Origin of the sequence: Comamonas sp. wu1-DMT (assembly GCF_040187805.1) — a bacterium.
Lineage (GTDB): Bacteria > Pseudomonadota > Gammaproteobacteria > Burkholderiales > Burkholderiaceae_C > Comamonas > Comamonas thiooxydans.
Genome location: NZ_JBANEM010000013.1, coordinates 1 through 22,488, shown reverse-complemented (window position 1 = coordinate 22,488; position 22,488 = coordinate 1). Strand labels below are relative to the sequence as shown.

General features: G+C 62.7%; 22 protein-coding genes and 1 pseudogene. 20 read left to right on the top strand and 3 right to left on the bottom strand.

Annotated elements, in window-relative coordinates; translation table 11 throughout:
• Positions 1–71: 71 nt before the first annotated feature.
• The 13 genes from fliF to fliR all read left to right on the top strand — a co-directional run bounded on the left by fliF (position 72) and on the right by fliR (position 11,476).
• On the top strand, positions 72–1,778 hold the full coding sequence (fliF, locus tag V8Z78_RS18275) for a flagellar basal-body MS-ring/collar protein FliF (RefSeq protein ID WP_003065474.1): 1,707 nt from the start codon (positions 72–74) through the stop codon (positions 1,776–1,778).
• A gap of 148 nt (positions 1,779–1,926) precedes the next feature.
• The gene (gene fliG, locus V8Z78_RS18270) at positions 1,927–2,922 is read left to right on the top strand and encodes a flagellar motor switch protein FliG (protein ID WP_003059149.1); all 996 of its coding nucleotides are present in this window, start codon (positions 1,927–1,929) and stop codon (positions 2,920–2,922) included.
• Positions 2,915–3,742 carry a FliH/SctL family protein gene (locus V8Z78_RS18265; RefSeq protein ID WP_179627168.1) on the top strand — a complete coding sequence of 276 codons (828 nt, stop codon included), beginning with the start codon at positions 2,915–2,917 and terminating at the stop codon, positions 3,740–3,742. Before fliG ends, V8Z78_RS18265 begins: the two co-directional genes overlap by 8 nt.
• The gene (fliI, locus tag V8Z78_RS18260; protein ID WP_003065468.1) at positions 3,739–5,127 is read left to right on the top strand and encodes a flagellar protein export ATPase FliI; all 1,389 of its coding nucleotides are present in this window, start codon (positions 3,739–3,741) and stop codon (positions 5,125–5,127) included. The genes V8Z78_RS18265 and fliI overlap by 4 nt, the downstream gene beginning before the upstream one ends.
• 33 nt (positions 5,128–5,160) lie before the next feature.
• Positions 5,161–5,625 carry a flagellar export protein FliJ gene (gene fliJ / locus V8Z78_RS18255; RefSeq protein WP_046461416.1) on the top strand — a complete coding sequence of 155 codons (465 nt, stop codon included), beginning with the start codon at positions 5,161–5,163 and terminating at the stop codon, positions 5,623–5,625.
• Between the two features lie 2 nt (positions 5,626–5,627).
• Entirely contained in the window at positions 5,628–6,941 is a 1,314-nt protein-coding gene (locus V8Z78_RS18250) for a flagellar hook-length control protein FliK (RefSeq protein WP_349731876.1), read from the top strand.
• 189 nt (positions 6,942–7,130) lie between these two features.
• Positions 7,131–7,685 carry a flagellar basal body-associated FliL family protein gene (locus V8Z78_RS18245; RefSeq protein WP_314353119.1) on the top strand — a complete coding sequence of 185 codons (555 nt, stop codon included), beginning with the start codon at positions 7,131–7,133 and terminating at the stop codon, positions 7,683–7,685.
• Positions 7,686–7,700: 15 nt separating this feature from the next.
• Positions 7,701–8,705 carry a flagellar motor switch protein FliM gene (fliM, locus tag V8Z78_RS18240; RefSeq protein ID WP_003065459.1) on the top strand — a complete coding sequence of 335 codons (1,005 nt, stop codon included), beginning with the start codon at positions 7,701–7,703 and terminating at the stop codon, positions 8,703–8,705.
• A complete protein-coding gene (fliN, locus tag V8Z78_RS18235; protein ID WP_003059131.1) occupies positions 8,695–9,129 on the top strand; it encodes a flagellar motor switch protein FliN in 435 nt (144 codons plus the stop codon). Before fliM ends, fliN begins: the two co-directional genes overlap by 11 nt.
• 34 nt (positions 9,130–9,163) lie before the next feature.
• Positions 9,164–9,553 (top strand): FliO/MopB family protein, encoded by a 390-nt coding sequence (locus tag V8Z78_RS18230; protein WP_349731875.1) that lies wholly within the window; start codon positions 9,164–9,166, stop codon positions 9,551–9,553.
• A complete protein-coding gene (gene fliP, locus V8Z78_RS18225) occupies positions 9,546–10,295 on the top strand; it encodes a flagellar type III secretion system pore protein FliP (protein ID WP_003065455.1) in 750 nt (249 codons plus the stop codon). The genes V8Z78_RS18230 and fliP overlap by 8 nt, the downstream gene beginning before the upstream one ends.
• Before the next feature lie 150 nt (positions 10,296–10,445).
• Positions 10,446–10,715, top strand: coding sequence for a flagellar biosynthesis protein FliQ (gene fliQ, locus V8Z78_RS18220; RefSeq protein ID WP_003059126.1), 270 nt, complete (start codon positions 10,446–10,448; stop codon positions 10,713–10,715).
• Positions 10,712–11,476, top strand: coding sequence for a flagellar biosynthetic protein FliR (gene fliR / locus V8Z78_RS18215; RefSeq protein ID WP_349731874.1), 765 nt, complete (start codon positions 10,712–10,714; stop codon positions 11,474–11,476). The genes fliQ and fliR overlap by 4 nt, the downstream gene beginning before the upstream one ends.
• 124 nt (positions 11,477–11,600) lie before the next feature.
• Here the strand turns inward: fliR and V8Z78_RS18210 are convergent, their stop codons facing one another.
• Positions 11,601–12,239 carry a response regulator gene (locus V8Z78_RS18210; RefSeq protein WP_003065450.1) on the bottom strand — a complete coding sequence of 213 codons (639 nt, stop codon included), beginning with the start codon at positions 12,237–12,239 and terminating at the stop codon, positions 11,601–11,603.
• A gap of 55 nt (positions 12,240–12,294) precedes the next feature.
• Positions 12,295–13,416 (bottom strand): hybrid sensor histidine kinase/response regulator, encoded by a 1,122-nt coding sequence (locus V8Z78_RS18205; RefSeq protein WP_349731873.1) that lies wholly within the window; start codon positions 13,414–13,416, stop codon positions 12,295–12,297.
• Between the two features lie 113 nt (positions 13,417–13,529).
• On the opposite strand from V8Z78_RS18205, the gene V8Z78_RS18200 reads away from it, so the two are divergent.
• The 7 genes and pseudogenes from V8Z78_RS18200 to V8Z78_RS18170 all read left to right on the top strand — a co-directional run bounded on the left by V8Z78_RS18200 (position 13,530) and on the right by V8Z78_RS18170 (position 19,978).
• Complete coding sequence (locus V8Z78_RS18200; RefSeq protein WP_003065446.1) at positions 13,530–13,979, top strand: hypothetical protein; 450 nt, start codon at positions 13,530–13,532, stop codon at positions 13,977–13,979.
• 42 nt (positions 13,980–14,021) lie between these two features.
• Positions 14,022–14,384, top strand: coding sequence for a response regulator (locus V8Z78_RS18195; protein ID WP_003059121.1), 363 nt, complete (start codon positions 14,022–14,024; stop codon positions 14,382–14,384).
• A gap of 32 nt (positions 14,385–14,416) precedes the next feature.
• Complete coding sequence (locus V8Z78_RS18190; RefSeq protein WP_349731872.1) at positions 14,417–16,621, top strand: chemotaxis protein CheW; 2,205 nt, start codon at positions 14,417–14,419, stop codon at positions 16,619–16,621.
• Between the two features lie 50 nt (positions 16,622–16,671).
• Complete coding sequence (locus V8Z78_RS18185; RefSeq protein ID WP_003077929.1) at positions 16,672–17,160, top strand: chemotaxis protein CheW; 489 nt, start codon at positions 16,672–16,674, stop codon at positions 17,158–17,160.
• A 17-nt stretch (positions 17,161–17,177) separates the two neighbouring features.
• Positions 17,178–18,092 (top strand): CheR family methyltransferase, encoded by a 915-nt coding sequence (locus V8Z78_RS18180; RefSeq protein ID WP_003065440.1) that lies wholly within the window; start codon positions 17,178–17,180, stop codon positions 18,090–18,092.
• A 24-nt stretch (positions 18,093–18,116) separates the two neighbouring features.
• On the top strand, positions 18,117–18,848 hold the full coding sequence (cheD, locus tag V8Z78_RS18175; RefSeq protein WP_046461408.1) for a chemoreceptor glutamine deamidase CheD: 732 nt from the start codon (positions 18,117–18,119) through the stop codon (positions 18,846–18,848).
• Between the two features lie 13 nt (positions 18,849–18,861).
• Positions 18,862–19,978, top strand: a pseudogene (locus V8Z78_RS18170) (protein-glutamate methylesterase/protein-glutamine glutaminase).
• A 111-nt stretch (positions 19,979–20,089) separates the two neighbouring features.
• Here V8Z78_RS18170 and V8Z78_RS18165 read toward each other — a convergent pair.
• Positions 20,090–21,976, bottom strand: a complete 1,887-nt coding sequence (locus V8Z78_RS18165; protein ID WP_057094856.1) for an ATP-binding cassette domain-containing protein — start codon at positions 21,974–21,976, stop codon at positions 20,090–20,092.
• Positions 21,977–22,488 lie beyond the last annotated feature (512 nt).

Sequence of the window (22,488 nt, the reverse complement as noted above, 5' to 3'; positions counted from 1 at the left end):
GCCGCCGGCCCGAGTCCGAATAATCCACAGGACGCTAGACCTCGTGTGGGGTCTGACACCATGGAATCAAGATGTCTGCTGTAGCTGAAGTACCTGTCCCCAATGCCGTGCCCGGTGCCACGTATGCGCCCCGCCCTGCGCTTGCGCAGCGCTGGAATGCGCTCGACCGTGGCCAACGTCTTCGCTGGGGCGCGCTGGCGGCCCTGGTCGCTGTAGGCTTGGTGGCGGCGGCGGTGTTCTATCGTCAGCCCGATTACAAACTGCTGTTCTCCAATGTCAGCGACAAGGATGGCGGTGCCATCGTGGCGCAGCTGACGCAGATGAACGTGCCCTACAAGTACAGCGAGGGCGGCGGCGCCATTCTCATCCCCGCAGACCGTGTGCACGATGTGCGCCTGAAGCTGGCCACGCAAGGCCTGCCCAAGGGCTCGGTGACGGGCTTCGAGCTGATGGAGAACAGCAAGTTCGGCATCACCCAGTTTCAGGAACGTCTCAATTTCCAGCGCGGTCTGGAAGGCGAGCTGACGCGCTCCATCCTGGCGCTCAATGCCGTGCAGAGTGCCCGCGTGCATCTGGCCCTGCCCAATCAGAACGGATTCTTCCGCGAGCAGCAAAAGCCTTCGGCTTCCGTGCTGCTGAGCCTGCATCCGGGGCGCATGCTGGACCGTGCCCAGATCGCAGGCATCGTGCATCTGGTGGCATCCAGCGTGCCCGAGATGGAGCCTGCTGCCGTCAGCGTGGTGGACGACACCGGCAAGCTGCTTTCGCAGTCGCCTGACGGCAATGCCGGCGGCGTGGACATGCAGCAGTTCCTCTACACCCAGCAGGTGGAGCAGCAATATGTGCGCCGCATTCTGGACATTCTGGAGCCCGTGGTCGGCAAGAACAATGTGAAGGCCCAGGTTTCGGCCGAGCTGGACTTCAGCCAGACCGAATCGACTTCCGAGCAGCATCGTCCCAACCAGTCTGCAGACGGCGGGGCCGTGCGCAGCCAGCAGGTGATGGAGACCAATGGCGAGAAGACGGCCACTCCACCTACCGGCGTGCCTGGCGCGACCAGCAACCAGCCACCCCAGAACTCCACCGCGCCCATCAACGGTGCCAATCCTGCGCCGCAGGCTGCTGGTGCAGGCCAGGGCAATGGCCAGGGCAACAAGCGCGAGTCCATCACCAATTACGAAGTGGACAAGACCGTCAGGGTCACACGCGGCAGCACCGGTACCGTCAAGCGCCTGACGGCTGCGGTGGTGGTCAATGCACCGCTGGCTGCTGCGGCCGGCACCGATGCGGCGACAGCGGCAACGGCAGCCGCAGTCAGCTCTGGCCTGCGCCCACTGACAGCCCAGCAGCAGGAGCAACTGCTCACGCTGGTGCGCGAAACCGTGGGCTATAGCGCCGACCGCGGCGACTCGGTGAACCTGGTCAGCGCTCCCTTCATGGACAGCGGTGCCGCACCGGCCGAGTTGCCGATGTGGAAGGACCCCGAAATTCAGGCCATGGCCAAGAGCCTGGGCGTGCCGATTGCGCTGGCTCTGTTTGGTGCCCTGGTCCTGCTGGGCCTGGTGCGCCCCTTGCTCAAAGGACGTAATACCGGCCCCGGCGGACAGCTCAATGCCATTGAAGCCGAAGCGCTGGATAGACCTGCTCTGCCCGCACCTGCGAAGGAGCTGTCGCCGACCAAGGAGCAGGAACGACTGGATCAGGCTCGTCATCTGGCCAAGCAGAACCCGATCGCGGTGGCGAACATCGTGAAGACATGGATTAACGGTGAGGGGTGACGAAGTCACCCCCTGAGGCGCGTTGCGCCTTCCCCCCTCTCTCTTTGGGAGGGGGGCGATGCCTCGCTGCGGGGCGGCGGGGCCGCCTAGGCCCTTGCTCGGCATCCCCTGCATGGGACGGTTGAATAACTAGTAGAGAGTTTTGAATATGGACGATAGAGGTCTGAACGACGCTGCCATCTTGCTGGTCTCCCTCGGTGAGGAAGAGGCGGCCGAGGTGTTCAAGCACCTCACGCCCAAGGAAGTGCAGAAGCTGGGCGAGACGATTGCCCGCATGCGTGGCGTGACGCGTGAAAAGGTGGATTTCGTGATCGACCGCTTCACCAGCGATGCGGCCTCGCAGAGTCTGCTGGTGGACGATGCCAGCGACTATGTGCGCTCGGTGCTCAAGCGTGCCCTGGGCGATGACAAGGCGGCGTTGTTGATCGACCGCATCATGCAGGGCGGCGACATCTCGGGCATTGAAAGCCTGAAGTGGATGGATCCGCTGTCGGTGGCCGAGCTGCTGCGCGGCGAGCATCCGCAGATCGTGGCGGCGATTCTGGTGCACCTGGAGTATGAGCAGGCTGCGGCCGTGCTGATGCAGTTCCCCGACCGGGCACGCAGCGAGGTCATGCTGCGCGTGGCCACACTGGAAGGCATTCAGCCCACGGCGCTCAAGGACCTGAACGAGGTGCTGTTCAAGGTGCTGGCGGGTGGCGACAAGGTGCGCAAGACCTCGCTGGGTGGCGTCAAGACTGCAGCCGAAATGCTTAACCAGATGGGCGGCAATGCCGATGTGGCGGTGCTCGATACCATCCGCAACTACGACCCCGAGCTGGCGCAGAAGATCATGGACAAGATGTTCGTCTTCGACGATCTGGTTAAGCTCGACGATCGTTCGGTGCAGCTGGTGCTGCGCGAGGTGGTGTCCGAGACGCTGATCGTGGCGCTCAAGGGCGGCTCCATGGAAGTGCGCGACAAGATTCTGGCCAATATGTCCATGCGTGCGGCCGAGTCGCTGCGCGAGGACCTGGAAGGCCGTGGCCCCATGCGTCTGTCCGAAGTGGAAGCCCAGCAGAAGGAAATCCTCAAGGTCGTGCGTCGTCTGGTCGAGGAAGGCCAGGTAACCATCGGCAGCGGTCCGGAGGACAGCTATGTCTAAGGGCCAGCCTCCGCGCTCGCACTCGCGCTTTATCCCGCAGGAAGAGATCGACGACAGCACCGTGGTGCAATGGCGCTTCGGCGCGGTGGATGCACAGGATCGCGGCGTCTTCGCGCCAGCACAGCAAGCGGCCTTCATACCGGCGGGAGTAGAGCATTTCAACGGTTTTTCCCCCTCTATTGCCCATCAACCGCAGGCGCAACCAGAGGTACAGGCTGTGGAGCCGGCGGAGCCAGCCGCCCCGGCTTTCGACGAGGAGCAGCTGCAGCAGATGCTGGAGCAGGCACGAGCCGAGGGCCATGCACAGGGCCTGGCCGAAGGCCGCACACAGACACAGCAGCAATGGCAGCAGCATCTGGACGACCATATCAACGGTGCGGGCCGCGAGAGTGCGCAGCGTGTCGATGGCGTGTTGCAGGGCCTGGAAGACAACTTCAAGCAGCTGCAGTCGGGCATGGCCCAGGAGCTGCTGAATCTGGCCTGCGATATTGCCCGCCAGGTGGTGCGCCAGGAGCTGCGCAGCCAGCCCCAGGCCTTGCTGCCCGTGATTCGCGAGGCGCTGGACATGCTGGTCGACGAGAGCCGTCCGGTCACCGTGCGTCTGAACCCCGCAGACTTTGAACTGCTCGATGAAGCCCTGCGTGCCGAGCATGGTGCGCACAGCCGTATCCAGTGGCTGGGCGATGCCTCGATTGCCCCTGGCGATGTCAAGGTGGAGTCGGGCGGTGCCGAGATCGACGGAGGTCTGGACAAGCGCTGGCGCCGTGCGGTGGCTGCTCTGGGCCTGGTCTCCACCTGGTATGACGGAGACAAGGCATGAACCCCTGGCAGCAGTTCATGAGCCAGGCGCGCGCACGCTATGCCGAGCCTGTGCCGCTGGAATGCCAGGGCCGTCTGACCCGGTTGACCGGTATGGTGTTGGAGGCTTCGGGGCTGCGCGTGCCCGTGGGGGCGCAATGCCATATTCATCAGCATGGGCAGGAGCCTGTGCTGGCCGAGGTGGTCGGCTTTGCCGGCGAGCGCGCTTTTCTGATGCCTGCGGGCGATATTCAGGGTTTGTCCAGCGGTGCCATGGTGACGCCGGCAGCCCCCTTTGTTCCCGTGCCCCAGCTGGGCGTGATGGAGACCGAGAAGGTCAGCCAGACCGTGGGCGTGCTGCGCCTGCCCATGGGGGATGGCTTGCTGGGGCGGGTGGTGGATTCGCAAGGCATTCCACTGGACCATGCGGGCGAGCTGGGCAGCGTGGTGCCCGAGGTGCTGGATCGCAACCCCATCAACGCCATGGACCGGGACCCCGTGCGCGAGTCGCTGGATACCGGTGTCAAGGCGCTGAACGCGCTGCTGACCGTGGGTCGCGGCCAGCGTCTGGGCCTGTTTGCCGGCTCGGGTGTGGGCAAGTCCGTTCTGCTGGGCATGATGGCGCGCTACACCCAGGCCGATGTGATCGTGGTGGGTCTGATCGGCGAGCGTGGCCGTGAGGTCAAGGAGTTCGTCGAGGACATTCTGGGCGCCCAGGACCGCAGCCGTGCCGTGGTCGTGGCCGCTCCCGCCGATGCGCCGCCGCTGCTGCGCATGCAGGGCGCCAGCTACGCCACGGCAATCGCCGAGCATTTCCGCGACAAGGGCAAGCATGTGCTGCTGCTCATGGATTCCTTGACCCGCTATGCCATGGCCCAGCGCGAAATCGCCCTGGCCATCGGCGAGCCGCCGGCCACCAAGGGCTATCCGCCATCGTGCTTTGCCAAGCTGCCAGCGCTGGTGGAGCGCAGTGGCAACGGCCTGCACGGCGTGGGCTCGATCACGGCCTTCTACACCGTGCTGTCCGAGGGCGACGATCAGCAGGATCCGATTGCCGATGCGGCCCGCGCCATTCTCGACGGTCACGTCGTGCTCTCGCGGGCTTTGGCCGAGACCGGGCATTACCCGGCCATCGATATCGAGCAGTCGGCGTCTCGCGTCATGCACAACGTGGTCTCGCGCGAGCATTTCGAGCTGGCGCGTCGCTTTCGCGCCGTCTATTCGCGCTACCAGAAGGGACGCGATCTGGTGCAGGTCGGCGCCTATGTCCCAGGCTCCGATCCGCAGCTGGACGAGGCGATTGCGCTGCAGCCCGCCATGACCGGGTTTCTGCAGCAAAGCATGTTTGAAAGCTCCAGCATGGAGCAAAGCCTGGCAGGCATGGCGCAAGCCATGCAGCGGGGCTGAGCATCAACGGGTTAGCCAGAGGGAGAGTCGCAGATGTCGTCCTTGAATGCCTTGAACGTCGCCATTGAAGCCGCAGAACGCAAGCGTGACGCGGCCCGCACCGCCATGCAGGAGCGCCAGCGTGCCCAGCAGGCGGCACAGGCCCAGATGGATCAACTGCAGGGCTATGTCCTGGAGATGCAGGCGCGCTGGGGGGCCCAGGAAGGGCTGGCCGTGCAGCCCGAGGTCATGCATCACCAGTATCAGTTCATGGAGCGCCTGCAGCACGCCATCGGCTTGCAGACCCGTGTGGTGGCGGACCAGGACATTCGGCTGGAGACTGCGCGTCAGGCCCTGCTGGCGGCAGAGTTGCGCGTGACCAGCCTGCAGAAGGTGGTGCAGGCCCGCCGCCGTGATGTGGCACTGGCCCAGATGCGGCGCGAGCAAAAAGATACCGACGAGCGCGCCACCATGGCATTTTTTCGACGCAGCTTCGGCCTGCAACTTCAGGAGGCCTGAGCATGGCGGAAACCAGAATTGATGGGCCGCGCGGCGAATCGCGCACCGGCAAGGCCATGGCGCAGTCCATGAGCTCGGCCAAAAGTGCTGCGGCTGCGGCAGGCGAGCCCGGCCAGGGCTTTTCATCGCTGCTGGCTTCGCTGGACGGATTCGTGACTGCAGGCCTGCCGCAGGCGGCGCAGCAGCCTGCCGAGACATCGGACGCGAAGCTGGCGCCAGGCGAGCAGGATGCGCTGCTGATCGCTCAAGGTCATGCGCCGTGGATGAGCCTGGTCGGGCAGACCGCGCAGCTGGACGGGCAGGGTGATGCCGATCTGCGCCAGGGCGTGGCCACCGACTTTCTTTCAGGCAGAGGCCATGCCGCGCAACTGGCCCATCGCCAGGCTTTGCAGCTCGGGCCCGGGGAGGCCCATGCCGCATTCATGGGCAAGGATTTTCAATCAAATCATGCCCAAACGTATACGACGCAACCGCAAGCAGCTATTAATTCTGATGCGGCTGTCTTGCAGCCGCAGCAGGACGCAGCCGCGCAGGGGCAGGACAGCGGACACAGCGCGCTGGCTTCGGCGGCGGAAGAGGTGCCTGCTGCGCGCCTTGAGTCTGCTGTGCACAAGGCGCAGGCAGTGCCGCAGCAAGGCATCAGCCTGCAGGGCATGACAGCCGTGCAGCCGCAGGCCCTGGAAGGTCTCAAGGATTTGCTGCGTGCGGCCCGCTCGCCCCAGCAGGATGAAGCTGCGCCACAGGGCAAGACGGCGGCAGTGCAGGGCGGGGCCGACCTGCAGGCCGTAGCGGCTGCCGTCGGGGCAGCCATGGGGGCGGCGAGCGCAGGCATGCAGGGCGGCGGTCAGAACAGCTCCGACTTCGGCCAAAGCCTGGCGGGGCAGGATGCCGCACCTACAGAGCGTGAGCAGGAAGTGTCCGAGCAGGTGGCCTTCTGGGTGCATCAGAAAACGCAGAATGCCGCGCTGTCGATCCAGCATGAGGGCAAGGCTATCCAGGTCCAGGTGCAGCTGAACGGTCAGGAGGCTCATGTGCGCTTTGCCGCAGGCGATGAGCAGGCACGCCAGCTGCTGGCCGACGGTCAGGCTCAGCTGCGCGAGCTTTTGCAGGCACAGGGGCTGAATCTGAGCGGCGTCAGCGTGGATGCGGGCGGTGCCGATGCCCGGTCCGGGGGCGACAGCCAGGGCGAGGAAGCCCAGCGCGGCCAGGCCAGGGTGGCCCGGGTCTCGGTCAATGCTGCCGAGCTGCCCATGAGTGCGGCCAGCGCAGGCAATGGCGCGCAGCCAGTGCAGTCCGGCGTGGACCTTTTCGTGTAAATGATCAGAGCCGGCTCACGGAAACGGTGAGCCGGACATGGTGCGAAACCCGGAATGAAGCCGGGTTTCGCGCTTTTATTCGGGCAATGGTCTGCAGGGCGGGCGGCGAATAATTCAGGCGTGGATCTTCCGTGTCGCGGCAATGGCTGCGGAATGGATGCAGTCCCCCACTCTTGAGGAATACCCGCCGTGTCAGCCAATCCCAATGCCGCCCCTGTCGCACCTGCTCCTGCCAAAAGCAAGAAGCTGATCGTCATCGTGGCCATCGTTGCCGTGCTGGCCATTGTGGCTGCCGCGGCTTATGTGCTGATGATGCAGCGCCAGCACAGCAGCGCCGATGGCGAAGAAGAGGTCAGTGCCAAAGCCACAGTGCCCACTTTCCTGCCGCTGGACAATATGGTGGCCAATCTGGCCGACCCCGGCGGCGATCGTTTTGTGCAGCTGGGCATCACGCTGGAGCTGGCCGACGAGAAGACGGCTTCCACCGTCAAGCAATATCTGCCCAGCATCCGCAACGGCATTCTGATGCTGGTGTCCCAGCGCACGGCCGACGAGCTGCTGGCGCGCGAGGGCAAGGAAAAGCTGGCCACCGACATTCTGACCGAGGTCTCGGCACCGCTGGGCTTCGGCCCGAGCGCCAAGAAGCGCTCGCGCGACGATGAGGACGCCGACGAAGACAGCCCGCGTGCCAATCGCAAGGGGCCTGTGCGTCGCGTGCTGTTCTCCAGCTTCATCATTCAGTAAGCAGGGAGGGAGTGCATGAGCGATTCTTTTCTCTCCCAGGAAGAGGTTGATGCCCTTCTTGAAGGCGTTACCGGCGAAAGCCAGCGCTCCGAAGTGGTGGAGGTCGATCTCGGCCAGGTCCGCAGCTACGACATCTCCAGCCAGGAACGCATCGTGCGTGGGCGCATGCCCACCATGGAAATTGTCAACGAGCGCTTTGCCCGTAACTTCCGCATCGGCCTGTTCAACTTCATCCGCCGCAGCCCCGAGGTTTCCGTCGGCACGGTGACGGTGCAGCGCTATAGCGCCTTTCTGCGCGAGCTGGCCGTTCCCACCAATTTCAACATCATGGCCATTCGCCCGCTGCGCGGCAATGGTCTGATCGTCTGCGATCCCTCGCTGGTGTTCGGCGTGATCGACACGCTGTACGGCGGCACGGGTCGCCTGCAGACCCGCATCGAGGGGCGCGACTTCTCGACCACCGAGCAGCGCGTGATCAACCGCATGGTCAATGTGATCTGCGAGGAATACAAAAAAGCCTGGCATGGCATCTATCCGCTGGAGCTGGCCTATCAGCGCTCGGAAATGCAGCCGCAGTTCGCCAACATCGCCACGCCCAGCGAAATCGTGGTCTCCACGGCTTTTCAGCTGGAGATCGGCGATATCTCTGGTTCCATCCACATCTGCATGCCCTATGCGACGCTGGAGCCGATTCGCGATGTGCTGTATTCGTCGACTCAGGGCGATGCCATCGAGGTGGATCGCCGCTGGGTCAAGGTGCTGACGCGGGAGATTCAGGCCGCCGAGGTCACGCTGGTGGCCGAGCTGGCCCGCGCCGATGCCACGGTGGAGCAGCTGCTGGCCATGCGCCCGGGTGACTTTATCGAGCTCGACCGCGAGCCGCTGATTCGCGCCTCCATCGGTGGGGTGCCGGTTTTCGAGTGCCAGTACGGCACGCACAACGACAAATATGCAATCCGCGTGGAACGCAGCCTGCGCGGCGGCGAGACCAGCTGGATGGGAGAGAAGCATGGCAATTGACGACAACAACAAGCCCGCGGGTGACGATCCGTTCTCCGGCTGGGCCGAGGCGCTGGAAGAGCAGCGTCAGCATGACCAGGCCGTCGAAGGCCCCGATCTGTCCGACCAGGGCGGCCCGCTGGCGGGTGATGCCGCACGCAGCTATGGCGATGTGCCGGTGCACGATATCAACATGGTGCTGGACATTCCGGTTCAGCTGTCCGTGGAGCTGGGCCGCACCAAAGTGCCCATCAAATACATTCTGCAACTGGCCCAGGGCTCGGTGGTGGAGCTCGATGCTCTGGCCGGCGAACCCATGGACGTGCTGGTCAACGGCTACCTGATCGCCCAGGGCGAGGTGGTGGTGGTCAATGACAAGTTCGGTATCCGCCTGACGGACGTGGTGACACCGTCCGAGCGTCTGCGCCGGGTCAGCCGTGGTTGATAACGCGGCAAACTCTGCGGCAGCGGCCCCTTCCATGTGGCCCACGCTGCTGCTGGTCGTCCTGTTTGTGGCGGTCATGGCAGCATTGCCCTGGCTGGTGCGTCGTCTGCAGCAAAAAAACCTCCTGCCCCGTGGCATGGGGATGGCCCGTGGTGCAGCCTCAGTTCCGGCACAGGTGCTGGGCACGCTGGCCATTGGCCCGCAGCAGCGGGTGGTGACCGTGCAACTGGGTGAAGGGGAGCAGGCCGTGCGCCTGGTGCTTGGTGTGACGGCGCAGCAGATCCAATGCCTGCATGTGCTGCAAGATCCGTCCGCATCTTTGCAATCCGCCCGTGTAGCCCATTCACCTGCCGTCTCATCGTTTACCGACTCGCTGATGCGCGCGCAGGCCGACGAAGCGGCCCGGAATTCTGGAAATGTCTAAATTCGTCTCTCGTGCTGCTGCCGCTGTCCTGCTGGCCATGCCCCTGATGGCCGCAGCCCAGGGCGCACCCGCCAGTCTGCCGCTGCTGGTAGGCCAGGGCGCGGGCGGCACCAGTTATTCGGTGCCCATCCAGACACTGCTGTTTTTCACGGCGCTGTCGTTCCTGCCCGCCATCTTGCTGTTGATGACGGGCTTTACCCGCATCGTCATTGTGCTGAGCCTGCTGCGCCAGGCGCTGGGCACGCAGTCCGCACCGCCCAATCAGGTGGTGATCGGTCTGTCGCTGTTTCTCACCATGTTTGTGATGGGGCCGACGCTGGACAAGGTCTATCAGGACGCCTATCTGCCCTATACGCAAAACAGCATCAGCTTCGAGCAAGCCATGGAAAAGGCCGAAGCCCCCATGCGCGGCTTCATGCTCAAGCAGACGCGCCAGTCGGACTTTGCTCTGTTCAAGCGCCTGGCCAAGCTGGATGCGAATGTCACGGCGGAAACAGCACCTCTGCGTGTGCTGGTGCCGGCCTTTGTGACCAGCGAGCTGAAAACGGCTTTTCAGATCGGCTTCATGATCTTCATTCCGTTTCTGGTCATCGACATGGTGGTGTCTTCCATCCTCATGTCGCTGGGCATGATGATGCTTTCGCCCGTGTTGGTGGCCCTGCCTTTCAAGCTCATGCTGTTTGTGCTGGCCGATGGCTGGAACCTGATCATCGGCTCTCTGGCGGCGAGCTTTGCGACATGAGATACCCCCTGAGACGCTTGCCTAGGCGGCCCCGCGCCTTCCCCCAAGGGGACGACACCTTCGGTACGGGGCGGCCCTTCCTCGGTGTCTCGCACATTGAGCCGCAGCGGTTGCAAGCGTATTGATTCATTGAATTTTTAAGAGAACGTCATGACCTCTCAGTTTGTTCTGACCTTTGGCCGCGAGGCGCTGACCCTGCTGCTCATGATCTCCATGCCGGTGCTGGGCGTGGTCATGGGCGTGGGTCTGCTGGTGAGCGTCTTTCAGGCCGTGACCCAGGTGCATGAGGCCACGCTGGCTTTTGTGCCCAAGCTCATCGCCGCCGTGCTGGTGTTTGCCGTGGCAGGGCCGTGGATGCTGTCCACGCTGGTGGATTTCATTCGTCGCACCATAGAGAGCATTCCAGGTTCGGTGGGATGATTTCCTTTAGCGAAGCGCAGATTGCCGCCTGGCTCTCGCCACTGATCTGGCCGTTTGTGCGCGTGCTGGCGCTGTTCACCACGGCGCCTGTGTTTTCTCAGAAAGCCATTCCCATGCGGCTCAAGGTCGGGCTGGCTTTTCTGGTTGCGCTTTGCGCGCAGCCGGTGCTGGGCGAGCAGACGGTGGTCAGCATTGCCTCGGCCCAGGCACTGGGCACTCTGGTGCAGCAGGTGGTGATCGGTCTGTCCGTGGGCTTTGCCGTGCGCCTGGTGATGGCGGCCATTGAAGTCGCCGGTGAAGTGATAGGTCTGCAGATGGGCCTGAACTTCGCGTCTTTCTTCGATCCGACCAGCAATGCCCAGCTCAGTGCCGTGGCGCGCTTCATGGTGCAGATTGCCACCTTGCTGTTCATCGTCATCAACGGCCATCTGCTGGTGCTGATGGCGGTTCTCAAGAGCTTTGAGGCCTTCCCCGTCGATGGCAACTTTCTGCAGGCCATCTCCCAGATGCGGATCCACGAGATGGGCAGTGCCATCTTTGCCAGCGCTTTCTGGATTGCCCTGCCCATGATTGCCATGCTGCTCTTCGTCAACCTGGTGCTGGGCATCATCTCCCGTGTCGCGCCGCAGATGAATATCTATGCAGTGGGCTTTCCTGTCACCTTGACTGTGGGGCTGCTGGGCCTGACGGCGACTCTGCCTTTGCTGGAGCAGCCCCTGGTGGCCTTGCTCCAAAAGGGGATGGCAGTCTTCGGGGTTTAGTGCGAAGCACTATCTGTTTGATAGCCTGGTGCGCTTTATGGCAAAGGGATAAGACCGCTTTGGCCTCAAGCGAAAAAACTGACTCGATGCGGGCGCGCAAGCCAGTGATGACCCGCCGCGCGGCTCAGGGCGTATCTATCAGTCCGTTCTTGATGGCATAGGCGGTCAGCTCCGCGTTGCTGCCCATGCCCAGCTTCTCCAGCACCCGTGCCCGGTACACGCTCACCGTCTTGGGACTGAGCATCAACTCCTGCGCAATATCGGTCTGGCGCTGACCGCTGGCAATCTTCAGCAGTGTCTGCATCTCGCGCTCGGACAAGGTTTCATGCGGCACGGGAGCGGCGGGCTGGGCCAGGCTGTCGGCCAGCATCTGGGCCACTTCGGCAGTCAGGTATTTGCGTCCGCTGTGGACGGTGCGCACGGCGTCGATCAGCAGCACCGGATCCCCCGCCTTGTTGGCATAGCCGGCCGCGCCGGCCTTGATGCTGCGCAAGGCGTACTGGTCTTCGGGATACATGGAGACCATGATGACGCGGATCTGCGGATGCGTCTCGCGCACGCTGGCCAGCACTTCCAGGCCGCTGCGGCCCGGCATATTGATGTCCAGCAGCAGCACATCGCAAGCTGCATCGCGCAGTTGCTCACGCAGTTCGGCATAGCTGCCGGCTTCTGCGGTGACGCTGATGTCCGTCGCCTCTGCCAGGGTGTCGCGTATGCCCCGGCGCAAAATGGCATGGTCGTCGCACAGCACCACGTGAATCAAGGTCGCTCTCCCAGGAAGTCAGATGGCAGACCGGACAAGCGCGTGGTTGGGTGGCTCATGCCTGGATCTCTGCCAGAGGAATGGTGAGAATGATAGAGGTTCCTCGGCCGGGGTGGCTACTCACATCCAGCCAACCTTGAATTGTTCGCGCGCGCTCACTTAGACCTCGAAGTCCGAAAGACTGAGGCTTTTTGCGATCATCCTGGCTCAGACCTACCCCGTTATCTGTTACTTCCAGTGTCAAAAAACCCTCGTGGTCGGACAAATCCAGCGTCACCTGGCTGGCTTGTGCGTATTTGCTGATATTGGTCAAGGATTCCTGTGCCGTTCGGTAGATCACCACCTGCTGCGTGGGTGCTATTTCCATATGCTCACGGCTGGTGTGCAACCGGGCTGGTATGCCGGTGCGGCGCTCAAAGTCCTGGGCCAGCCATTGCACGGCGGCCACCAGTCCCTGATCCAGCACGGGCGGGCGCAGGTTCTGCATGATGCGCTGGCTGGCGCCCAGGGCGTGTTCCAGCATCTCCAGTGCCGATCTGGCATGCTCGCGCTGCTTGCCCTCGGGGCTGTTGCGGATCAGCCAGGCCAGATCAAACTTGACGGCAGTGAGCGAGCCGCCGATGTCGTCGTGAATCTCGCGCGAGATATTGGCGCGCTCCTGCTCGATGCTGGTATGCAGATGTTCGGTCAGCTCGGCCAGGCGCTTTTCAGACTCGGCCAGCTGCAGTGCGGCGCGGCGGCGGGCTCGCCTCGCCTCATGGACCTCCATGGCGCGCTTGATGACATGGGGCAGGCCGTTGATCTGGTCCTTGAGCAGATAGTCGCTGATGCCCAGCCGCATGATGTCCACGGCGGCGGATTCGCCGATGGCGCCCGACAACAGCACAAAAGGAGGGGCATCGGCACGGGTTCGCACCAGGTCCCAGACGTCGAGAGCCGTGAAGCCGGGCAGATGATAGTCCGCCAGAATCAGGTCGAAATCCTGTGCCTCAAGGGCGCCCTGTACCTCCTGCAGACTGTCCACGGTCGTGAGCGTGCAGGGCAGCTGCCCGCGCTTGAGGCTCAGGCGTGCCAGAGCCTGATCTGCGACAGAGTCTTCAATATGAAGGATTTTCAAGGTCTGATTCCGGAATTGCATATCGCCAAGGACGCTATCATTGGATACATTTTGGAACATCGAGGGTAGTCGTCAAGTGTGGCCATGCGGTCACGGGGCGGGCTGCCGGGCGGTTCATTTCGTGGAGCATGGCGGCGTGGCTGTCATGATGGTTTTACGCAGTTGGAGTAACAATGCAGACAATGCAAAACCCTTCGGGTGTGCCTGCAGTTGCCGTGCCGGTGATGGTGGCTGCGGAGCTGCAGGATGCCTTGCTGGTCACACTGCGTGATCTGCAGCGTCTTGAAGGGCTGCTGGACCATGCCACGCACAATCTGCTGGAGCGCTTCGAGCAAGTCAACGGGCAATTGTCGCAGCCGGCCTTGCCCGATTCGGCTGCGCTGGCTACAGCACGTGAGTCGTTGCGGCTGGCCGTGACCGAGCTCCAGTTTCACGATATGTCATCTCAGCTGATTGCCCATATGGCACATACCTTGCAAGCCTGCGCGTTCAGGCTCGGGGCTGCCGCCATGGGCAGGGATGAGGATGAGGCGGAGTCCGCCATCAGTCTGCCAAACCTGCCCGAAAAGCCCAATCCCGTCACGCAAAGCGAGATGGATGCAGGCTCTGTGGAGCTGTTTTGAACTTCTACCCTGTTTTCCGTTGCCCGTCTGTTGGAGCTGTACATGCGATCGATTCTGGCTGTTGATGATTCCCCCTCGATGCGAAAGATGGTGTCTTTCACGTTGAGCAGTGCTGGTTTTAAGGTGGTGGAAGCCGTCGACGGTGTGGATGCGCTGGAAAAAGCACAGGCGCAAAACATCGATCTGGTGCTGGCCGACCAGAACATGCCGCGCCTGGACGGCATCGGTCTCACGCGTAAGCTCCGTGAAAACCCGAAGTTCAAGGGCACGCCCATCTTGATACTGACCACGGAATCCAGCGATCTGATGAAGCAGGCGGGCCGGGCCGCAGGTGCCACGGGCTGGCTGGTCAAGCCCTTCGATCCCAATCGATTGATCGAAGTTATTCAAAAAGTGCTGCGTTAAGCCGATAACAACGAATCACAGCAGGAAACACCATGGCGGATACACACCAGGATGGCGCAGGTTCGGGCGCAGACTTCGACCTTAGCCAGTTCTATCAAATCTTTTTCGAGGAAGCCAGCGAGAACCTCGACCAGATGGAGCAGATGCTGCTCAGCCTGGACCTTTCGGCCGCCAACGATGAAGAGCTCAACGGTATTTTCCGCTGCGCTCACTCCATCAAGGGCGGTGCGGCGACCTTCGGCTTCTCGGATGTGACCGAGCTCACGCACCGCATGGAATCCCTGCTGGACCGCCTGCGTCGCCATGAAATCACGCCCATCCCCGAGATGGTCGATGTGCTGCTGGAGTCTGCGGACGCCAGCCGCAGCCTGCTGGCACGTCACCAGTCCGGTGACGAGGGCGAACCGGTTTCCACTGCGGAACTGGTGGTGCGCATCGAGGCTCTGGCCCAGGGCCTGACCGAAATCCCCCAGGTCAACCGCAGTGCCGCGGCTGCCGAGCCTGTGCAGCCAGCTGCCGTTGTTGCCGCGGTGGTGGCGGATACGCCCGCTCAAGCTCCGGCCCCTGCGGCAGCCCAGGTGGCAGAGCCAGGCCCTGTGATCGGTACCGAGCCTCCCGAGGGTGCGCGCGAGCTGACGATCGAGATCGGCCCGCTGTCCAGGCTGGAGCTGGGCGACGCCATCAAGGAGCTGTTCCGGGATATTCCGGGTCTGGGCACGATTCAGGATCAGGTCGGCACCAAGGCCGATCACCGCCTGTTCAAGGTCAGAACGGTGTCCACCGATGACGAACTGCGCGATCTGTTTGTCTTCCATGTCTCCAAGGAGCAGGTGCAGATCAGCGATGCCGCCCAACCGCAGAACGCAACCGAGCCCGTGGTCGAGCCGCTGGAAGCCGTGGTGGATGAAGAAGCCGCCATGCCGCCCCACAATCTGCCGGCCGAAGAAGCCTACGGTTTTTTTGCGGGTGCTCCGGGCAGCCCCGAGGCTCAGCAAAATCAGGAGCATGCCGTGATTGGCGGCGCTGGGGGCTCGGTGCAGAAGGCCGCACCCAAGGCTGCCGCTGCGCATATGGAGTCCACCAGCATCCGCGTGGATGTGAAGAAGGTGGACCAGCTCATCAATCTGGTGGGCGAGCTGGTCATCACCCAGGCCATGCTGGCGCAGAACAGCCAGGGGCTGGACCCGACGACCTATCAGCAGCTGCTGGCCGGCCTGGCCGATCTGGATCGCAACACGCGCGACCTGCAAGAGTCCGTGATGTCGATCCGCATGATTCCCATGTCCACGGTTTTCAGCCGCTTCCCGCGCATGCTGCGCGACCTGGCGGGCAAGCTGGGCAAGAAGATCGATCTGGTCACGCTCGGCGAAGCCACCGAGCTGGACAAAGGCCTAGTCGAGAAGATCACCGATCCGCTGACCCATCTGGTGCGCAACAGCGTGGACCACGGCATCGAGATGCCCGAGGACCGCATCGCTGCAGGCAAGTCCGAGCATGGCACGCTGACGCTGGCGGCATCCCATCAGGGAGGCTCCATCGTCATCGAGGTGCGCGACGACGGCAAGGGCATGAATCGCGAGAGGATTCTGAACAAGGCGCGCGAGCGCGGCATGGATGTCTCCGACAGCATGCCCGACAGCGATGTCTGGCAGCTGATCTTTGCGCCCGGCTTCTCCACGGCCGATGTGGTTACCGATGTCTCGGGCCGCGGCGTGGGCATGGATGTGGTCAAGCGAAACATCACCTCGCTGGGCGGCACGGTGGAGATCGAGTCCGTTGCCGGCGTGGGCATGAAGGTGGCCGTGCGCCTGCCGCTGACGCTGGCCATCATGGACGGCATGTCCGTCGGGGTGGGCGAAGAGGTCTATATCCTGCCGCTGTCCTCGGTGGTCGAGTCCTTCCAGGTCAAGGCCGACGATGTCAACACCGTGGCCAATGGCACGCAGCTGGTCAAGGTGCGCGACGAATACATGCCGGTGATCGCGCTGGAGCGAACCTTCCAGGTGCCGCGCGCCGATGAAAGCCAGACCAGCAACATCATGGTGGTGGTCGAGGCCGAAGGCAGCCGCGTGGCGCTGCTGGTCGACGAGCTGCTGGGCCAGCACCAGGTGGTGGTCAAGAACCTGGAAAGCAATTACCGCAAGGTGCCCAATGTCTCGGGCGCCACCATTCTGGGCGACGGATCCGTTGCGCTGATTCTGGATACGGGCGCTCTGGTGCGCCGTACCCGCCATTGAGGCCGCTGGCCTGAGCCGTCGCCGAGCCGAACAACGCAGAGAGAGCTGACATGAACATCATCAACAAGACTGCCGAAGGCGTGGCCACCGGTGCCCGCGAATATCTGACCTTCCGCCTGGGCGAGGAGGAATACGGCATCGACATCCTCAAGGTGCAGGAAATCCGTGGCTACGAGCAGCCCACGCGCATTGCCAACGCACCCGAGTTCATCAAGGGAGTGGTCAATCTGCGCGGCACCATCGTGCCCATCGTGGACATGCGCCTGCGCTTCAACTGCTCCGAGGTGGAGTACAACGCCTTTACCGTGGTCATCATCCTGAACCTGCGCAATCGCGTGGTCGGCATTGTGGTGGACTCGGTCAGCGATGTGATGGAGCTGCCCGCCGATGCCGTGCGTCCCGCACCCGATATCGAAAGCGCCATCGACAGCGGCTGCATTCTGGGTCTGGGTTCTGTGGGGGAGCGCATGCTGATCCTGCTGGACATCGAGAAGCTCATGGGCAATGTCGACATGGGCCTGGTGGCCTCCGAAGCCTGAGTGCGCCAGAGGTCCGTGTGCTGAACCTGGGACGTAGCGCTTCATTCGCCGCCTCTCCTGCCAGGCTTGAGCAGGACGATGAGGCGCTGCCGGGCGGCATGTCCGGACCGCTGGCGCAGGGGCGCGAGTTCGTCTGGTCCAACCGCGACTTTGCCCGTGTGCAGGCGCTGATCTACAAGCGTGCCGGCATCAGCCTGCATGATGGCAAGCACGCCATGGTCTACAGCCGTCTGTCGCGCCGCCTGCGCGAGACCGGGCACGAGAGCTTTGTCAGCTATCTGGACTGGCTGGAGAGCATCAACGACGGGCCTGAATGGCAGGAATTCGTCAATGCTCTCACCACGAATCTGACCTCGTTCTTCCGCGAGCAGCATCACTTCGACATCCTGGCTCAGCATCTGCGCAGCCATAAACCCGGCGGCAATGGCTGGAAGGTATGGTGCAGCGCGGCCTCCACGGGGGAGGAGCCTTATTCCATCCTGATGACGGCGGTGGAGAGTCTCGGTGCCTCGGCCAGCTTTCAGCTCATGGCCAGCGATATCGACTCGCGCGTACTGGATACCGCCTCGCGCGGCATCTACCGGGCAGAGAACCTCAAAGGCGTGAGCACCGAGCGGCTGCACCGCTTTTTCCTGCGCGGGCGCTCGGCCAACTCCGGCATGGTGCGCGTCAAGCCGGAGCTGCGCCGCATGGTGGACTTTCTCAACGTCAACCTGATCGCCGGAGATTGGCCGTTCCGGGAGAGCTTCGACATCGTCTTCTGCCGCAACGTGATGATTTACTTTGACGCACCGACCCAGCGTCGCGTGCTGGAGCGCATTCATCAGGTGATGCGTCCGGGTGGGCTGCTGTTCGTCGGTCATGCCGAGAACTTCAGCGATTCGCGCGACCTGTTCGCGCTCAAGGGCAAGACCGTCTATGAGCGCCAATGAAGCTGAAGGGCAGGGCTGCAAGTCATGAGGAATCTGAGCTCTCCGCTGGATCTGCCAGGTGCTGGCGCTGTCAGGCCCCTGCGCGGCAACAGCTTCGTGCCCCAGGGCTATCCTGATGCGGCCATGCCGGCGCCGGTCTCATCGCTGGAGCAGCTCAAGCGCCAGCCGCGCCAGCCGGGCGAGGCCTCGTTCTTCTACTACGACCCGCACTTCCAGCTCAATTCGGCCAAGGTGTTGCCGGGCGAGTACTTTGTCTCGCGTGACGAGATGGCCATCGTCACCGTGCTGGGTTCCTGCATCGCGGCCTGTCTCTGGGATCGCTTCATGCGCATTGGCGGCATGAACCACTTCATGCTGCCCGATGGCGACAGCAGCGATGTCTCGGGGCGCTATGGTTCGTACGCCATGGAGCTGCTGATCAACGAGATGCTCAAGCTGGGCGCACGGCGCGAATCCATGCAGGCCAAGATTTTTGGTGGCGCCCAGGTCATGGCCAATTTCACGACCATGAATGTGGGCGAGCGCAACACCAGTTTTGTGACAGAGTATCTGCAAACCGAGCGCATTCCCATCGTCTCCGAGGACGTGCTGGATATCTATCCGCGCAAGGTGGTGTTTTTTCCATCCACGGGCAAGGCCATGGTCAAGCGCCTGGCACACGCCCATCCCGAGGCATTGGTGCAGCAGGAAATCACTCGCGGTAATGCGGCTGCGGTGGCACGCAATACGGCGGGCGGCTCGGTGGATCTGTTTTGAGGAAGGTTGAGCGTTGTTAAAGCCAAAAATCCGGGTGATCGTGGTGGACGACTCTGCGCTGGTGCGCAGTCTTCTGGCCGAGATCATCAATCGCCAGCATGACATGGAGTGCATCGGCTCGGCCAATGACCCGTTGATCGCACGCGAGATGATCCGCGATCTGAACCCCGACGTCATCACGCTGGATGTGGAAATGCCCCGCATGGACGGCATCGATTTCCTCGGGCGACTCATGCGCCTGCGTCCCATGCCGGTGGTGATGATCTCCACCCTGACCGAGCGCGGTGCCGAAGTCACCATGCGCGCCCTGGAGCTGGGTGCCATCGACTTTGTGGCCAAGCCCCGCGTCGGCGTGGCCAACGGCCTGCAGGAGCTGGCCAGCCAGATCGTGGACAAGATCCGCGTGGCTGCCGTGGCCCAGGTGCACCGCCTGCCGGTGGTGCCGCACGGCGTGGCTGCGGCAGCGAGTGCGGGCGCCAAGCCTGCTGCGCCGCGCGCGCCTGCGGCACCCAGCCTGCTGGGGCGCATCTCGACCGAAAAGATCATCGCCATCGGAGCCTCCACGGGGGGGGACGGAGGCGATTCGTGAGGTGCTCACGCATCTGCCGGCCGACTGTCCGGCCATCGTCATCACCCAGCACATGCCGCCGGGCTTCACCACCAGTTTTGCGGCACGGCTCAACAGCCTGTGCCAGATGACGGTCAAGGAGGCCACGCATGGCGAGCGTTTGCTGCCCGGTCACGCCTATATCGCACCTGGCGGCAAGCATTTCTCCATCACGCGCAGCGGTGCCAACTATGTGGCCGTGGTCGATGATGCGCCGCCCGTCAACCGCCACAAGCCTTCGGTGGAAGTGCTGTTCAAGTCCGTGGCCGCCAGCGCCGGGCGCAATGCCTACGGCATCATGCTCACCGGCATGGGGGCCGATGGCGCCACCGCCATGCGCGAGATGCGCGATGCCGGCAGCTACAACCTGGTGCAGGACGAGAGCACCTGCATCGTCTTCGGCATGCCCCGCGAAGCCATTGCCCATGGTGCGGCCGACGAGGTGCTGCCTCTGCCGCAGATTGCTCATGCCCTGCTGACCAAGCTGCGCGGCGGCTCGGACCAAGTACATCACCGTATCTAGGATTGCATAAAAAGAGAGCGCCTTGCGCTTGTCAGGTAATGACATCAGGCTTCTAGAGCTTTGAAGTCAAGAGCTGACAAGCGCAAGGCGCTCTCTTATTTAGAGGCTTGATTATTCGGACAACAAGGTCCAGCGCTCCAGCGCCTCCATCAGCGCCTCGTCGATCTCCGCATCGCGCTGGTGCATGGCGACGGCCTTGGCGTTGTCGCTGGCAAACAGGCTGCCGTCGGCCAGCGCTTGCTGAATCTGCTTTTGCTCGGTCTCCAGTGCGGCAATCGTAGCCGGCAGGGCTTCCAGTTCGCGCTGATCCTTGTAGCTGAGCTTCTTCTTGGGGCTGGCCGCAGCGTCGGTGCGGCTTGCGACGGGCTTGGGCTCCTCCTTGGGGGCGGACTTGGCTTGCGCGGCTTCGGCCATGGCCTTGCTGCGGCGCGATTGCTCCATCCAGTCCGTCACGCCACCTTCGTATTCACGCCAGTGGCCGGGGCCTTCCCAGGCAATCGTGCTGGTGACCACGTTGTCGAGGAAGGTGCGGTCGTGGCTGACCAGAAAGACCGTGCCGTCATAGCTTTGCAGCAGGTCTTCCAGCATGTCCAGCGTCTCGATGTCCAGATCGTTGGTCGGCTCGTCCAGCACCAGAACATTGGCCGGTCGCGCAAACAAACGGGCCAGCAGCAAGCGGTTGCGCTCGCCGCCTGACAGTGATCGGACTGGGGAATGCGCACGCGCCGGAGAGAACAGAAAGTCCGCCAGATAGCTCTTGACGTGCTTTTTCTGGTTGCCGATCTCGATCCACTCGCTGCCAGGGCTGATGAAGTCTTCCAGCGTGGCATCCAGATTCACCTGATGGCGCATCTGGTCAAAGTAGGCCACCTGCAGATTGCCGCCCAGGCGAACCTGACCGCTGTCCGGAGCCAGCTCGCCCAGGATCATCTTCAGCAGCGTTGTCTTGCCTGCGCCGTTGGGGCCCAGCAAGCCGACCTTGTCGCCACGCAAAATGGTGCCGCTGAACTTCTCGACGATCTTCTTTTCGCCAAAGGACTTGCTGACATCGGTCAGCTCGGCCACGATCTTGCCCTGATAGCCGTCGCCCTTGCCGGATGCGATATCCATGTTCACGCTGCCCAGCACATCACGGCGCTGGGCGCGGCTGGCACGCAATTCCTGCAGGCGGCTGATGCGGCTCTGGCTGCGGGTGCGACGGGCTTCCACGCCCTTGCGAATCCACACTTCCTCCTGAGCCAGCAGCTTGTCCGCCTTGGCGTTGATCACGGCCTCCTGGTTGAGCTGCTCTTCCTTTTGCAGCACGTACTGGGAGAAATTGCCCGGGTAGGTGCGCAAAACGCCCCGATCCAGTTCCACGATGCGGGTGGCGATGCGGTCCAGAAAGCTGCGGTCGTGGGTGATCGTGATCACGCTGCCCTTGAAGGCAATCAGCAGCTCTTCCAGCCACTCGATGGAGTCCAGGTCCAGGTGGTTGGTCGGCTCGTCGAGCAACAGGACATCGGGGCGGGCCACCAGAGCCTGGGCCAGCGCCACGCGCTTGCGGGTGCCGCCGGACAGACTGCCCACCACAGCGTTCGGGTCCAGATGCAGGCGCTGCAATGTTTCTTCTACGCGCTGCTCCCAGTTCCAGGCGTCATAGGCCTCGATCTGCGTCTGCAACTCGTCCAGATCCTCACCCTCGCCGCCGGCCAGGTAGCGCTCGCGAATCGCAATCACGGCCGCAATGCCGTCGGATGCCGACTCGAAGATGGTGTGCGCAGGGTTCAGGTCGGGTTCCTGCGCCACATAGGTAATGCGGACTCCGTTCTGCACCTGAAGCTGGCCGTCATCGGCCTTTGCCAGGCCGCCCAGAATCTTGAGCAGTGAAGACTTGCCGGCGCCGTTGCGGCCGATCAGGCCGACGCGCTCGCCGGTCTCCAGGGAAAAATTTGCGTGGTCCAGCAGGGCCACGTGCCCGAACGCCAATTGAGCGTCTAACAAAGTAATCAGTGCCATCGTGCCTGCATTATCGTTGGCCTCCATAGAGACAGCGGCCGTAAGGCCGCTGTCTCTATCTCTGTCTATGGACGCAGCCCAGGCAAAGACCACGCTGGCAGATGAATCTTTTGTGTCAGAAGCGGGTTGGCTAGGGTTTTTCCTATGCTATAGTTCGATCCATCGCAGCAAACGACTGCCTCGCAAAACTTCAAAAGTTCTTGCGCAGTGCCTCGGGAGTTGTGATACACTGCAAGGCTTCGCTGATCGCAGCAAGCAACGAGATTCAAGATCGGGTTTTCCGGTTTTGCACTCGGTTCCTTAAAAAAAATACAGCCGATAAGCGTGGGCGTTTGAGGGCAAGCAGCCAGTTCTTCGGAACAAACTCTTCGGAGTTATCAAGCGCTCACAAAAACAGTAATGAGGAAGAATTAATTCTTCTTGATTCCGTCAAGTGAGTGAGCAGTCGAAAGACTTTAAATTCAAGATCGAACTATAGAGTTTGATCCTGGCTCAGATTGAACGCTGGCGGC

What these genes read in the sequence shown, in the direction of transcription:
- fliF (WP_003065474.1), top strand. Translation starts at nt 72, where the DNA reads ATGTCTGCTGTAGCTGAAGTACCTGTCCCCAATGCCGTGCCCGGTGCC.
- fliG (WP_003059149.1), top strand. Translation starts at nt 1,927, where the DNA reads ATGGACGATAGAGGTCTGAACGACGCTGCCATCTTGCTGGTCTCCCTC.
- V8Z78_RS18265 (WP_179627168.1), top strand. Translation starts at nt 2,915, where the DNA reads ATGTCTAAGGGCCAGCCTCCGCGCTCGCACTCGCGCTTTATCCCGCAG.
- fliI (WP_003065468.1), top strand. Translation starts at nt 3,739, where the DNA reads ATGAACCCCTGGCAGCAGTTCATGAGCCAGGCGCGCGCACGCTATGCC.
- fliJ (WP_046461416.1), top strand. Translation starts at nt 5,161, where the DNA reads ATGTCGTCCTTGAATGCCTTGAACGTCGCCATTGAAGCCGCAGAACGC.
- V8Z78_RS18250 (WP_349731876.1), top strand. Translation starts at nt 5,628, where the DNA reads ATGGCGGAAACCAGAATTGATGGGCCGCGCGGCGAATCGCGCACCGGC.
- fliM (WP_003065459.1), top strand. Translation starts at nt 7,701, where the DNA reads ATGAGCGATTCTTTTCTCTCCCAGGAAGAGGTTGATGCCCTTCTTGAA.
- fliN (WP_003059131.1), top strand. Translation starts at nt 8,695, where the DNA reads ATGGCAATTGACGACAACAACAAGCCCGCGGGTGACGATCCGTTCTCC.
- V8Z78_RS18230 (WP_349731875.1), top strand. Translation starts at nt 9,164, where the DNA reads ATGTGGCCCACGCTGCTGCTGGTCGTCCTGTTTGTGGCGGTCATGGCA.
- fliP (WP_003065455.1), top strand. Translation starts at nt 9,546, where the DNA reads ATGTCTAAATTCGTCTCTCGTGCTGCTGCCGCTGTCCTGCTGGCCATG.
- fliQ (WP_003059126.1), top strand. Translation starts at nt 10,446, where the DNA reads ATGACCTCTCAGTTTGTTCTGACCTTTGGCCGCGAGGCGCTGACCCTG.
- fliR (WP_349731874.1), top strand. Translation starts at nt 10,712, where the DNA reads ATGATTTCCTTTAGCGAAGCGCAGATTGCCGCCTGGCTCTCGCCACTG.
- V8Z78_RS18205 (WP_349731873.1), bottom strand. Translation starts at nt 13,416, where the DNA reads ATGTTCCAAAATGTATCCAATGATAGCGTCCTTGGCGATATGCAATTC.
- V8Z78_RS18200 (WP_003065446.1), top strand. Translation starts at nt 13,530, where the DNA reads ATGCAGACAATGCAAAACCCTTCGGGTGTGCCTGCAGTTGCCGTGCCG.
- V8Z78_RS18195 (WP_003059121.1), top strand. Translation starts at nt 14,022, where the DNA reads ATGCGATCGATTCTGGCTGTTGATGATTCCCCCTCGATGCGAAAGATG.
- V8Z78_RS18190 (WP_349731872.1), top strand. Translation starts at nt 14,417, where the DNA reads ATGGCGGATACACACCAGGATGGCGCAGGTTCGGGCGCAGACTTCGAC.
- V8Z78_RS18185 (WP_003077929.1), top strand. Translation starts at nt 16,672, where the DNA reads ATGAACATCATCAACAAGACTGCCGAAGGCGTGGCCACCGGTGCCCGC.
- cheD (WP_046461408.1), top strand. Translation starts at nt 18,117, where the DNA reads ATGAGGAATCTGAGCTCTCCGCTGGATCTGCCAGGTGCTGGCGCTGTC.
- V8Z78_RS18165 (WP_057094856.1), bottom strand. Translation starts at nt 21,976, where the DNA reads ATGGCACTGATTACTTTGTTAGACGCTCAATTGGCGTTCGGGCACGTG.